This is a genomic window from Synechococcus sp. W55.1 (assembly GCF_047461655.1).
GTDB lineage: Bacteria > Cyanobacteriota > Cyanobacteriia > Thermostichales > Thermostichaceae > Thermostichus.
In genome coordinates this window covers 59,152-72,324 of sequence record NZ_JANSHN010000012.1, presented here as the reverse complement: position 1 = coordinate 72,324, position 13,173 = coordinate 59,152, and the positions used below count along the sequence as shown (strand labels likewise).

Here is a 13,173-nt window from a genome sequence, read left to right as displayed (position 1 = left end):
AGAAAGCGGGATGGCCAGATGTGACGTTTGCGGAAAAGATCTTATCTTAGCTACAGCGATTATCAGTGGGCCAAGCGCTGCGCCAATCCCTACGGGAAGTCTCACCTCATCTGCTTCGACTGCTACAGTGGTTCGTCTTGTCCCATCTGCTATTCCCCTCTGGAGCCGGCAGAATAGAAAGAGGCGTTCTCAAAAGCTGCTTGTCGGTTACTCGACTCCCATCCCCCTAGCTCCTCGGAGGGGGCGATGGTCGACAAGGGTCTCGATGGTTTTCCCAAGGGAGCCGGAAAAGTGCGCATTGGCCAGGGCTACGACATCCACCGCCTCGTCGAGGGGCGCCCCCTGATCCTGGGCGGGATCCGGATCCCTTACGAAAAGGGGCTATTGGGCCATAGCGACGCCGATGTCCTCACCCACGCCATCATGGATGCTCTCCTGGGGGCTGCCGCTCTGCGGGATATTGGCTACTACTTCCCCCCTGAAGAAGAGCGTTGGAAAGGGGCAGACAGCATCCTTTTACTACAGCAAGTGGTGCAGCTGGTGGGCCAAGAGGGCTGGTGCGTTGCCAATGTAGACAGTGTGGTGGTGGCGGAGCAGCCCAAACTCAAACCTCACATCCCCGCCATGCAGGCCCGCCTGGCAGAGGCGATGCAGATCTCCCCCAAGCAAGTGGGGGTCAAGGCTACTACTAACGAAAAACTGGGCCCCATAGGTCAGGGAGAGGCCATTGCTGCCTTCGCAGTAGCCCTGTTGCTGGAACAGAGAGGACAAGCTTCCTCTGACCTTCCCATCAGAATCTGAAAAGAACCTGGTCACCCCACTGCCTGAGCTGCCAAACTGGCAAGCAATCGCTCCCTCAAAAACGCAGAATCTGCCCAAGTCGCAGTCAAACCACCCATTACCTGGATCCCCAATTTTCCCTCTGGGAAAGGGGCCGGGAGGGGGGCTACTCCTCTAGGAGAAGGGCTGGGGGTGAGGGCCTCAGCAGCGCGGAGCGCTTGGGCCACAGGGCGCGGGATGCGGGCGAGCCGTCCCAAACTTGCTTGGAACAACGACTTGGCAAAAGAAATGGCGGGCCAAAGCAACACCTCGGCAAACCGACTCAGGAGGAACCTTTTTGTCTCTCTGCTAGGGATCCTCCTGCTCTGGCTTGGTGCCTGTGCTGCCCCTGCCCGCCCGCCCCATTTGATCGCCACAGTGACTTCAGATCCCAAAACCTTCAACACCTATTTGGCCGCCGAAAGCTCTAGCCGCGACGCTATCGCCTACCTAGAGGCGGGCTTGGTCACCTTGGATGAGGATACCCTCTTGCCCAAACCGGAGCTGGCGGAAGGCTGGGAAGTGTCTGAGGACGGCTTGCGCTATGTCTTTACCTTGCGGGAAGGGCTGCGCTGGTCGGATGGAGAGCCCCTGACGGCAGCAGATGTGGACTTTACCTTCAACCGCATCATCTTCGACGAGCGGATCCCGACTTCCTCGCGGGACGTGAAGCGAATTGGGGAAGCTGGAGCACTGCCTCAGGTGCGGGCCCTGGACGAGCGGCGGATTGAGTTCGTTTTGCCGGAGCCCTTCGCTCCCTTTCTGCTGCAGGCCGGATCCCCTATTTTGCCCAAGCACATCCTCGAGCCCACTGTCGAGCAGTTGGACAGCCGGGGCAACCCCCTTTTCTTGCAAACCTGGGGTATCGACACGCCGGTGCAGGAGTTGGTGGGGGCCGGCCCCTATATCTTGCAGGAATACACCCCCGGCCAGCGGCTGGTGTACCGGCCCAACCCCTATTACTGGAAAGGGGAAGGGATCCCGCGCATTGAACGGGTAATCCTGCGCATTGTGGACTCAGAGGACACCGCGCTGCTGCAGTTTCGCTCCGGCGAGACCGACGTGTTTTCGGTGCGGGGGAGAGATTTTCAGCTCTTGAAGCGGGAAGAAGAACGGGATCAGTTCACCATCTACAATCTCGGCCAGACTTTGAACAACAATTTCTTTGCCTTCAACCTCAGCCGAGCCCGCGATCCCCAGACCGGGCGGCCCTTTGTGGATCCCGTCAAAAGTCGCTGGTTCAACGATTTGAACTTCCGCCGGGCGGTGGCCCACGCCATGAACCGGCAGTTTTACGTCGATAGCGTTCTGCAAGGGTTGGGCGAGATCCAGCACTCGGTTTTCTCCCCCGCCAGCCCTTTCTACCTCAGCCCCGAAGAGGGCTTGCCCACCTACGACTACAACCCTGAAAAAGCGCGGCAACTGCTCCTCGATGCCGGATACACCTATGATGCGGAGGGCCACCTGCGGGATTCCGAGGGCAACCGCGTCCGTTTTACCCTGCTGACTAACGCTGGCAACAATCAGCGAGAGGCCACCGGCGCGTTGATCAAAGCCGACCTGGAGCGGATCGGCATCACCGTCGATTTTACTCCCATCGCCTTCAACACCCTGGTGCAGCGCACCGATAGGCGCGATTGGGAAACCCTGTTGCTGGGCTTTGGCGGCGGCGGTACCGAACCCAACAACGGCTCCAACATCTGGCGCAGCGATGGCCGTTTGCACCTCTTCAATCTGGGAGATTTGCCCGGTAACCCGGCAGAAGGGGTTGAGGTCAGCGATTGGGAACGGGAGATCGACCGCATCTTTATCGAAGGGGTGCGGGAGCTAGACTTTGAAAAGCGCAAGGCCCTCTACGACCGGTTTCAAATCATCATCCAGGAACAGCTGCCCCAAATTGGCACTTTCAACCCCCTGGTTCTCTCAGCCCTGCGCAACCGCATTCAAGGGGTGGATCCCCGACCCATTCTGGGGCCATTGTGGAATTTGGATCAGCTCTACATTCAAGAGTAGAACTTCTGATGATGTGGGTGATGTGGGATAGGGAGAGGCTGTCTGAACTGTTGAGTTGTGTCCCTATCGCCACATTTGGCAGGTGAAACTTAGTTGTAGGTTGTGTTGCGGATGTCTTGAATTTTGCAACTATTTCACCGTCAACTCCACGTCCCCCGCACTCCTGAGAATGTTGATCCCCACTCCCCCCGCTTGTAAATAGAGGCCGATGTCCAGGGATCCCTGGCCCACCTGCACATTCTCAAGGATGACGTGGGGCAGCCACAGGGGCAGAGTGGGCTTGGTCAAATGCACCCGTTGGGCCAGCCCGTCGATCTCCAGCCCCAGACAAGCCTGCAGCAGCAAAAACACACTGGCCGCCGCCCAAGACTGGGGCAGACAGGCCACCGGATAAAGGGTGGGGCCCTCCCGCTGTCGCCGCCGAAAGCCACAAAACAGCTCAGGCAGCCGCTTCAGCTCCAGAAACTGGCTGGCATCGAACAGCGCTGTCAAGACCCGCACCGCTTCGCCCTTGAAGCCATAGCGAGATAAGCCTGCGGCAATCAAGGCATTGTCGTGGGGCCAGATGGAGCCATTGTGGTAGGACATGGGGTTGTAGCGCCCCTCTCCCTCCGGCACCGTGCGGATCCCCCAGCCGCTGAAGAAAGCTGGCTCCAGCAGTTGCCGGGCAATGCAGGCAGCATGCTCGGGATGGGCAATCCCCGAAAACAGACAGTGGCCCATGTTGGAGCTGCGCACCCGGCAGGGTTGCTTCTGGCCATCCAAAGCCAGGGCATAGCCCCCCAACTCTTCGCACCAGAAGTGATCCCAAAACTGCTGCTGCAGCTTTTCCGCTTGTTGTCGCAACTGGGCTGCTTGCTCTTGCCGCCCCAGCAGCTCGGCCATCTCTGCTGCCAACTGCTTAGCTTCGTAGGCATAGCCCTGCACCTCGCACAGGGCCAAGGGGGGTTCTGCCAGGGATCCGTCCGGGTAGAAGATGGCATCTTCAGAATCTTTCCAGCCCTGGTTGCGCAGGCCCCGCCGCGCCTTGCCGGCATACTCCAAAAAGCCGTCCCCGTCCGCATCCCCGTAAGTGTCCATCCAGTGCAGGGCTGCTTCGATGTTTGGCCAGAGCTGCCGCAACAGCTCTAGATCGCCGCTGCGGCGCACGTAGCGCCCTGCTAGCACCACAAACAAAGGGGTGGAGTCAATGCTGCCGAAATAATTGCCAAAGGGGATCTCGCGCGTCTTGGCCATCTCGCTGGAGCGCTGCTCATGCAGGATCTTGCCAGGCTCGGCATCGCGGCTGGGATCCACCTCCTGGGCCTGGTGGGCCGCCAGATACAGCAGCACCCCTCGGGCCAAGTCCGGGAACCACCAAAGAGTAGCCAAGGCGGTGATCAGGGCATCTCGCCCGAAGACCGTGGTAAACCAAGGCACCCCCGCATAGGGATAAAGCCCGTAGGGAGTGCGGGTGAGCATCATCAGCAGATCATCCCGTGAGGCGTTGAGCCAATCGTTAAACTGAGCATTGCCGGTGTCGATCCGGTGGGCTTGCGCCCGCAAGGAAGCCCTTTGCTCCCGCTCCGCCTGCAGAGCCTCCTGGTAGGTCAAAGGGGCAATCTCCTCCCCGCCGTAGCTGCAGATCACCCTCAGCTCCAAATCCCGTTCCTCCTGCGGGGCCAAAGGCACCCACCACTGCGCCAGCTTCTCCGACACTAGCTCCGGCGCCGGCAAAAATTGCAACTGGGTTTGCCGCTCCACTCCATCCAAGCCGCGGTAGCGGAGAACCACTCCCTCAGGGTTCACCTGGGCCGGCAGCACTTGACCCCGCTGGGCCCGTCGGATGCCCCGGATCTCAAAAATATCGGCAAAGTCCGCCTCAAAGCGCAGGGTAATCGGCACGCGAAACGGCTCCGAGCCGTAGTTGTGAATGCGAATGCGCTCGTAGGCTACGTTGTTCCACAGAAAAGTAGTCCGTAGAACATGCAGGGTATCTTGACCGATAAACTGCCCCTCTGAGGTGGTGAACTCCGGGTTGGTCAGATCCACCGCCAAAATATCTTTGTCTTCCCGCACCTCTGAACTGAGCAGCAGGAACTGCTTTCCCTGCAAGTCCAACACCCAGCGGGACAAAAAGCGGGTGTCGTCCCGGAAGAGGCCATGATCCCGGATGCCGAGGGGGCGCATGTTCCCTCGCCGGTCAAAGATGGCAAAGCAGTTGTCATGCTTGAGAACATGAGAGCGTGCCTCCACCCAAGAGGCGCTGGCCCGGATGTAGTACTGATCTTGAATTTGGATGATGTCTTCTGCCATCTCGATCTCTTGTTTTCGATTCTCATGCAACCGAAAGAGAGAGGGAGCAAGGTTCAGCTCAGATGGCGGCGATAGTCGACACCGCTTTCCAAGGGCCCTAATAGGCTAGGCTGCCGTCCTCGAGGCCAGTTGCCGCTCGTTTACCAGTTGGTGGTAGAGAGCCTCATAGTCCGACACCATCCTCTCCACGCTAAACCGCTCCTCAAACACCTGCCGCACCCCGGCTCGGCTTAGGGATCCCACCTTCTCTATTGCCGCCACCGCCTCTTCCACCGAATCGACAATAAAACCGGAGCGGCTATCGGCCATGACCTCCGGCACGGAGCCAAAGCGTGTGGCGATCACCGGCGTGCCACAGGCCATCGCCTCGATCATCACCAAGCCGAAAGGCTCGGGCCAGCGGATGGGAAACAGCACTGCATAGGCTTTGCCCAGGAACTCACTTTTCTCCTGCTCAGTAATTTCTCCCATGAGCTCCACGTTGGGATGGCGGCGGGCCAAGGGTTCAATTTGAGACTCATAGTACTGCCGATCCACAGGGTCGATTTTGATGGAAGCCTTGAGGGGCATCCCAGCCCGGACGGCAATTTCAATAGCCGTATCCAGCCCTTTCTCCGGCGAGACCCGACCCAAAAAGGCCAGATAATCCCCTGTTTCCGGGTAAAAAGAGTGGAGATCCAGAGGCAAGCCATGATAAACCGTCCCCAGCCATCGCGCCTGGGGCAAAGGCAGCCGCTGGGCGTTGGAGATGGAGACCACCGGAATGTCCTGAAACTCGGTGTAGAGGGGCTGCAGCTCCGGAATGTCCAGTCGCCCGTGTAGGGTGGCCAAAAAAGAAACCTGCGGGTGGCGACGGGCCAGGGCATAGGGATAGTAGTCGATGTGGCCGTGGATAATGTCAAACTCGTCGGCCATCTGAAAGGCTTTCTCGACCATCAAAACATGAGGAGCCACTGTGTCGATGGCCGTGGGATCCAAACGCAAAGCCCGCTCCCGAAAGGGGATGAGGCGAGCCTGGGTTTGGGAGTCGCCGCTGGCAAACAACGTCACCTCATGCCCCCGCCGCACCAGCTCTTCGGTGAGCCAAGACACAACCCGCTCAGTGCCGCCGTAGAGCTTGGGGGGCACACTCTCATGCAAAGGGGCAATCTGAGCAATGCGCATAGCCATCCTCCACACCAAATCATCACCGCTCAGGGCTGTCTGCCAGACCGGGCTCACTGGCATTTCCGGCTGCTCCTAGGGAGAGCTTCTCACCCACGCCATGAGCTGCAACGTTCTTCAAGGGCAAAGCCAGGCCCAACCTTTATCGTAGCCAGCCAAGCCTGTTGGATGGGTCTTGTCGGAAAGCGTCTCATTTTCTGGCCTGACAGTTTTTGTCCAGAGGGGAAGGGGCTACACCTCACCGGCGCGTTCGCGCAAGCGTCGCGTAGCGATAACGAGCTATGCCCAGTTGCTGCCGGGGAGGCTGCTGGAGCCGGCCATAATGGGGAAACGCCATCCTAGCTGTGGCGGACATCCTTTGCGAGAGCTTGCCTGCATCCATGCTGGAACACGACATTGTCATCATCGGGGGAGGGCTGGCCGGTTGCCGAGCGGCTTTGGAGGTTATGCGACGGGATCCCAGCCTCGACCTGGCCTTGGTGTCCAAAACCCATCCCATTCGCAGCCACTCGGTAGCAGCCCAAGGGGGCATTGCCGCCGCCTTACAAAATGTTGATCCGCAAGATTCCTGGGAGGCTCATGCCTTCGATACCGTCAAGGGATCCGACTACCTAGCGGATCAAGATGCGGTGGAGATTCTAGCCCGGGAAGCCCCTGAGGTGATCATTGACCTGGAACACCTGGGGGTCTTGTTCTCCCGCCTGCCGGATGGCCGCATTGCCCAGCGGGCCTTTGGGGGACACAGCCACCCGCGCACCTGCTATGCCGCCGACAAAACTGGGCAAGCCATTTTACACGAGTTGGTGAGCAACCTCAAGCGCTTTGGGGTCAAACTCTACAGCGAATGGTATGTGCTGGATCTGATCCTGGCAGAAAACCAAGTCCAGGGCGTGGTGATGTTGGAGCAGGCCAGCGGACGGCTGGAGGTGGTGCGGGCCAAGGCGGTTATGTTGGCTACAGGCGGCTATGGGCGCATCTACAACTCCACTTCCAACGACTTTGCTTCCACCGGCGATGGCATGGCGATGGTGGCGCGGGCCGGCCTGCCTCTGCAAGATATGGAGTTTGTGCAGTTTCATCCCACGGGCCTGTATCCGGTGGGGGTGTTGATCTCAGAGGCAGTGCGCGGAGAGGGGGCCTATCTGATCAATGGGAAGGGGGAGCGCTTCATGGCCGCCTATGCCCCCAGCCAGATGGAATTGGCCCCACGGGACATCACCTCGCGGGCGATTGTTACGGAGGTGCGGGCCGGGCGCGGTATTGACGGCAAAGATTTTGTCTACTTAGACCTGCGGCATCTGGGGGCAGAAAAGATCCACACTCGGCTGCCCTTCTGTTGGGAGGAGGCCCATCGCCACTTGGGCATCGATGCGGTTGTCGATCCCATTCCAGTGCGACCGACGGTGCACTACTGCATGGGCGGGATCCCGGTGACGGTGGAGGGGCAGGTACTGCGGGATGCCCAAACCCGTGTGGAAGGGCTGTTCGCTGCCGGTGAAACGGCCTGTGTTTCGGTGCATGGGGCTAATCGGCTGGGCAGCAACTCTCTCCTGGAGTGCGTTGTTTTCGGGCGGCGCACAGGGGCAGCCATGGTAGAGGCCGTCAGAGGTCGAGCCTTGCCGAAAGTGGACGAGGGATCCCTACTCAAACAGGCCGCCAGCCGGATTGCCGGGCTCCTGGAACGATCAGGGAAGAGCCGCATTGATCAGGTGCGGCGGCAATTTCAAGATTGCATGACCGAGCATTGCGGCGTCTACCGCACCGAATCGGTTCTCCAAGAAGGGATCCAAAAATGGCAGCAGATCCGCCAGCGTTACGAGCAGGATTTGCGCTTGGACGATCGGGGCAAGGTGTGGAACACCGAGCTGATCGAAGCGCTGGAGCTGGACAACCTCATGACGGTGGGGGCTTTGATCCTCGCCAGCGCCCTGGAACGGCGGGAAAGCCGTGGCTCCCACGCGCGGGAAGATTACCCCCAACGGGATGATCAACGGTTTTTACAACACACCTTGGCTGCCTTTCGCGAGGGATCCCCTCAGATCAGCTATCGCCCCGTGGTGATCACCCGGTTTCCCCCTCAGGAGCGAAAATACTAACTTTCCAGAGGCCTCCCAGGCCGATTAGGATTGCTCTATCGTTCCCGTTAGCAGGATGGAGCCCCTTTCAAAATTATCCAATATCTAGGGATTCTATCTTCGCCAGCTTGAAATCTCGTCTACTGCCGGAGGGCCAGCCATGCAAGAAACCCTGGAGAAAGCAGCCGTCGCCCTGCAAGCGGAGCTGAATCTGGAGCCTTTTTGGATGCCCTTTACGGCCAATCGGCAATTTAAAGCCAACCCGCGCCTGTTGGTTGCCGCCCGAGACATGTACTACACCAGCCACGATGGCCGCCAAATCCTAGATGGGACTGCCGGGCTGTGGTGTGTGAATGCTGGCCACTGTCGTCCCCCGATTGTGGAAGCAATCCAACAGCAGGTGGCCCAACTGGACTACGCCCCAGCTTTTCAAATGGGCCATCCCAAAGCCTTTCAACTGGCAGAGCAGCTCATCCAGCTCACTCCTGCCGGACTGGATCACGTTTTTTTCACCAACTCTGGCTCTGAGGCGGTGGATACGGCCCTGAAAATGGCCATCGCCTACCATCGCTTACGCGGACAGGGATCCCGGCAGCGGCTGATTGGCCGGGAACGGGGCTACCACGGCGTTGGCTTTGGGGGCATCTCGGTCGGGGGCATCTCCAACAACCGCAAGTTTTTTGGCAGCCTCATTCCCGGAGTGGATCACCTGCCCCACACCCACAACCTGGAGCAAAACGCCTTTAGCCGCGGCCTGCCTCGCTGGGGATCCCACTTGGCAGAAGACTTGGAGCGGATCGTCGCTCTCCACGATGCCAGCACGATTGCAGCGGTGATCGTAGAGCCGGTTGCCGGTTCAACGGGGGTGTTGCTGCCGCCGGTGGGCTATTTGGAAAAGCTGCGGGCCATTTGCGACAAATACGGCATTCTGCTCATCTTCGATGAGGTGATCACCGGCTTTGGGCGTCTGGGATCCCCTTTTGCGGCCAATTACTTTGGGGTGGTGCCGGATCTGATTTGCTGTGCCAAGGGCCTCACCAATGGCACCATCCCGATGGGCGCAGTGATCGTCAAGCAAGAGATCTACAGCGCCTTCATGGAGGCTGCTGGTTCCGCTGATGACCTGCACCGTCCAGGGGACAACAGCAGGACGCTGTCCTGGAGCCCCATCGAGTTTTTCCACGGCTACACCTACTCCGGCCACCCAGTTGCCAGTGCCGCCGGCTTGGCTACCCTGAACCTGTATCGAGAAGAAGGCTTGTTCGAGCGGGCTGCCAACCTCGCTCCCCTCTGGGAGGAGGCTCTCCATTCCCTACGGGGCTTGCCTCATGTCATCGATGTGCGCAACCTCGGCTTGGTGGGGGCAATTGAATTGGAAGGGATCCCTGGCCGACCGACAGCGCGGGCTTTTGAAGCTTTTTTGCGCTGCTACGAACGTGGGGTATTGATTCGCACTACAGGTGATACCATTGCCCTTTCCCCGCCTTTGATCATCGAGGAAGCCCATATTGAACACCTGATCGCCACCCTGAAGCGAGTTCTTCAAGAGCTACCTTAGTCCTGAATCGACAAGAGAGACTGCCTGAGGGAGTTAGAAGCTTCTGGGGCTGGGCGTCGGCGAAGGACTGGGAGAGGGACTGGGTCTGGGCGAAGGGGATACCGAGGGAAAGGGATTGGGGGTGCCGGTCGGCGTTGGCGAGGGGGAGGGACTGGGCGCAGGCAACACCCGTAAAGGAGCTTTGGCCGAAGCAATTCGGCCCTGGGTATCCGCCACCATTGCCGTTACCTCATAATCCCCGGTGGGAGCAGAAGTGGGAATGGTGATGGGGATGGTGCCAATGCAGGCTCTGCTGTTGGGCTGACAGCCGACGGCAGCGGCAGTGAAATCAAAGGTGAGGGTGAGGGGGCTTTGTCGGATTTCCACCCGGAAGCTGATGCCGGCCCCCAAACCTGCAGGAGTCGTCACGGCCACCAGCACGTTGAAGGGTACCGTCTGTCGCGCGTCCGTCAGGGCCACCACGGCAATCGAAGGCGGCTCTGCTGCAAAGGAAGCAGTGGGAGAGGGGCTGGGAGTGGGGAAAGGATTCAAGAGGGGAGTGGGGGTCGGGGTAGGCAGAGGGGTGGGCGGCGGCGTAGGGACAGGACTGGGGATGAGGAAAGGAGTGGGCGTTGGAGCCACCACCGCTATCGGCGTGATGGTAACCGCAGGCTGTTCGCCGGCATCTTCTTGGCAAGCCACAAGTGACAACGACAGAAGAGCGGCTACACTGGCCCTTATTACAGAGGAGGCTGCTAACGTCCAGCTCTGACGGAACCTATGGGGCTGCTGTCTCATGGGGTTTGACTCCTCACAACACAAAGCTTTGGGATCCTGCCGGTTCTAGGAGAGCCGAGCCTTGGTGGTGTCCAACTCAAAAACTCGGCCAACCTGCTTCCTCAGCCGCAAAAGCAGGAGCGTCTCACACGCTGCTAACACTATAGATAGAGCATTAGTTTTTTGCAAACCCCATCTGTGGAATCTCCTTCGGGGGTGAAGCTAGACAGAGGGGAACGACCTGGGCCGAGTTAGACTGGTAAGCGTGACAGCAAGACGAGGATCCATGGCAGCAAGGGCGGGAGCAGAACCATCTTCTGGCTGTGGAGAAGCAGAGGGGCAGACTGCCGTTGGCGTTGATGCCCTGTACCCCTCAGAAAACATCAGCGGGGCGGGGTATGCCCGGGAAGAGCTGCAAGAGGCTTGCGGGGTCTTTGGCATCCTGGCTCCAGGAGAGGAGGTGGCCAAGCTGGCCTACTTTGGCCTATTTGCCTTGCAGCATCGCGGCCAAGAATCGGCAGGGATCGCCACTTTTGAGGGATCCTTTTGCCGGGTTCACAAGGCGATGGGCTTGGTCTCCCAGGTCTTCGATGAAGTGAACTTGGCCCAACTGACCGGGGATCTGGCGGTTGGTCACACCCGCTACTCCACCACTGGATCCAGCCGCGTGGCCAATGCTCAGCCGGTGATCGTGGAGACTCGCCTGGGGCCGCTGGCTCTGGCCCACAACGGCAATTTGGTCAATGCGGAAGAGCTGCGGAAGGAACTGGAGGCCGCCGACCGGCACCTAACCAGCAGCACCGACTCCGAGTGTATTGCCCACGCCATTGCCCAGGCGGTGAACCAAGGTCAAGATTGGATCGCGGCCACTTGCCAAGCTTTGCGCCGCTGTCAGGGGGCTTTTAGTCTGGTGATCGGCACGCCAGAGGGCCTGATCGGGGCACGGGATCCCTATGGGGTGCGTCCGCTGGTGTTGGGGCTTTTGAGCAGCAACCCCGCTCTGGATGAGCTGCTGCAGTCAGAGATGCTGGAGATCATCTGCAGCGACGGCACCCTCAGCCACCCCGAGGCCGAGCCGCTGCATTACGTGTTGGCTTCAGAAACCTGTGCTTTGGATATCATTGGGGCCGACCCTCTGCGGCAGGTGGAGCCGGGAGAGTTGGTGTGGATCAGCCGTCAGGGGCTGCAATCGGTGCGTTGGGCGGAGGCCACCCCCAAGTTGTGCATCTTCGAGATGATCTACTTCGCCCGCCCAGACAGTTGGATGCACGGGGAAAGCCTCTACTCCTACCGGGTGCGGCTGGGAGAACAACTGGCCAAGGAGGCTCCGGCAGAGGCCGACTGGGTGATCTCCGTTCCCGATTCCGGCACGCCGGCGGCCATTGGCTATGCTCGCCAGTCGGGGATCCCTTACACCGAAGGGCTGATCAAAAATCGCTACGTGGGCCGCACCTTTATTCAGCCCACCCAATCCATGCGGGAGCGGGGCATTCGCATGAAGCTCAACCCCCTGGAGGACGTGCTGCGGGGGAAGCGGATCGTGATTGTGGACGACTCAATTGTGCGGGGCACCACCAGCCAGAAAATCGTCAAGGCCCTGCGCCAGGCGGGGGCTACCCAGGTCCACATGCGCATTTCCAGCCCCCCGGTCACCCATCCCTGCTTCTACGGCATCGATACCGATAGCCAGGATCAGTTGATTGCTGCCCAGCATTCCGTAGAGGAAATCGCCGAGAAGATTGGAGTGGATTCTTTGGCCTACCTGAGCTGGGAAGGCATGCTGGCTGCTACGGGCCGGGATCCCAACTCGTTCTGCTCCGCTTGCTTTACCGGCCACTACCCCATCCCCATCCCGGAAGGGCTGAAGCGCTCCAAGCTGGCCCTGGAACTGGTGGCTACTGGCAAGAGCCGCCAGGCTGCTCAGGGATCCCCGCTAGACTGAGAAGAAGAATTGCTTGGGGCAAGCCATGACTTTTCGCCTACGCCAATTGGGGGATCCCATCCTGACGCAAGTGGCCGAGCCGGTGACGGAGTTCAAAACGCCGGCCTTGCAGGATCTTATAGAAGGTATGCTGGCTACCCTGAAAGAGGCGCAGGGGGTGGGCTTGGCTGCTCCTCAGGTGGGATCCCTGCTCCAAGTGCTGATCGTGGCCTCTCGTCCCAATCCCCGCTACCCGGAGGCGCCGCAAATGCAGCCTCTGGTGATGGTTAACCCCCGTCTGCTGGCTTGCAGTTCTGAACAGGTGCTGGGTTGGGAAGGCTGCTTGAGTGTGCCCAATTGCCGTGGTCTGGTGGCCCGCGCCCGCGAAGTGGAGGTGGAGTATTACACTCCAGAAGGCGTTCAGCAAAGGGTGGTCTGGCAGGATTTTCCGGCGCGGATCTTTCAGCACGAATACGATCACCTGATGGGTCGGGTGTTCCTGCAGCGGCAGCCTCGGCAACTGCTTACCGAAGCCCAGTACCAAGCACAGATTTTGGGTCAGCCCGCCTGAG

9 protein-coding genes are annotated in these 13,173 nt (G+C 59.7%); 6 read left to right on the top strand and 3 right to left on the bottom strand.

Features of this window, described 5'->3' with window-relative positions; translation table 11 throughout:
• Positions 1 to 291: 291 nt before the first annotated feature.
• Positions 292 to 801: a 2-C-methyl-D-erythritol 2,4-cyclodiphosphate synthase gene (gene ispF, locus NW816_RS07705; protein WP_414342922.1), complete on the top strand. Its 510-nt coding sequence runs from the start codon at positions 292 to 294 to the stop codon at positions 799 to 801.
• Between the two features lie 267 nt (positions 802 to 1,068).
• Positions 1,069 to 2,832: an ABC transporter substrate-binding protein gene (locus tag NW816_RS07700; RefSeq protein WP_414408780.1), complete on the top strand. Its 1,764-nt coding sequence runs from the start codon at positions 1,069 to 1,071 to the stop codon at positions 2,830 to 2,832.
• Between the two features lie 129 nt (positions 2,833 to 2,961).
• On the opposite strand, the gene NW816_RS07695 is transcribed toward NW816_RS07700, so the two are convergent.
• Both NW816_RS07695 and NW816_RS07690 read right to left on the bottom strand, forming a co-directional pair.
• Positions 2,962 to 5,127, bottom strand: a complete 2,166-nt coding sequence (locus NW816_RS07695; RefSeq protein WP_011432425.1) for an amylo-alpha-1,6-glucosidase — start codon at positions 5,125 to 5,127, stop codon at positions 2,962 to 2,964.
• Positions 5,128 to 5,232: 105 nt separating this feature from the next.
• On the bottom strand, positions 5,233 to 6,291 hold the full coding sequence (locus NW816_RS07690) for a glycosyltransferase family 4 protein (protein ID WP_414408779.1): 1,059 nt from the start codon (positions 6,289 to 6,291) through the stop codon (positions 5,233 to 5,235).
• Positions 6,292 to 6,671: 380 nt separating this feature from the next.
• On the opposite strand from NW816_RS07690, the gene NW816_RS07685 reads away from it, so the two are divergent.
• Both NW816_RS07685 and NW816_RS07680 read left to right on the top strand, forming a co-directional pair.
• Positions 6,672 to 8,387, top strand: a complete 1,716-nt coding sequence (locus tag NW816_RS07685) for a succinate dehydrogenase/fumarate reductase flavoprotein subunit (RefSeq protein ID WP_414408793.1) — start codon at positions 6,672 to 6,674, stop codon at positions 8,385 to 8,387.
• Between the two features lie 139 nt (positions 8,388 to 8,526).
• Complete coding sequence (locus tag NW816_RS07680; RefSeq protein ID WP_011429583.1) at positions 8,527 to 9,924, top strand: aspartate aminotransferase family protein; 1,398 nt, start codon at positions 8,527 to 8,529, stop codon at positions 9,922 to 9,924.
• 33 nt (positions 9,925 to 9,957) lie between these two features.
• Here the strand turns inward: NW816_RS07680 and NW816_RS07675 are convergent, their stop codons facing one another.
• Entirely contained in the window at positions 9,958 to 10,605 is a 648-nt protein-coding gene (locus tag NW816_RS07675; protein ID WP_414356998.1) for a hypothetical protein, read from the bottom strand.
• Between the two features lie 361 nt (positions 10,606 to 10,966).
• Between NW816_RS07675 and purF the strand changes: the two genes are divergently transcribed.
• Together purF and def are read left to right on the top strand one after the other, a co-directional pair.
• Positions 10,967 to 12,622, top strand: coding sequence for an amidophosphoribosyltransferase (gene purF, locus NW816_RS07670; protein ID WP_414408778.1), 1,656 nt, complete (start codon positions 10,967 to 10,969; stop codon positions 12,620 to 12,622).
• Between the two features lie 25 nt (positions 12,623 to 12,647).
• Positions 12,648 to 13,172 (top strand): peptide deformylase, encoded by a 525-nt coding sequence (def, locus tag NW816_RS07665; protein ID WP_011433713.1) that lies wholly within the window; start codon positions 12,648 to 12,650, stop codon positions 13,170 to 13,172.
• The last annotated feature ends 1 nt before the right edge of the window (position 13,173 follow it).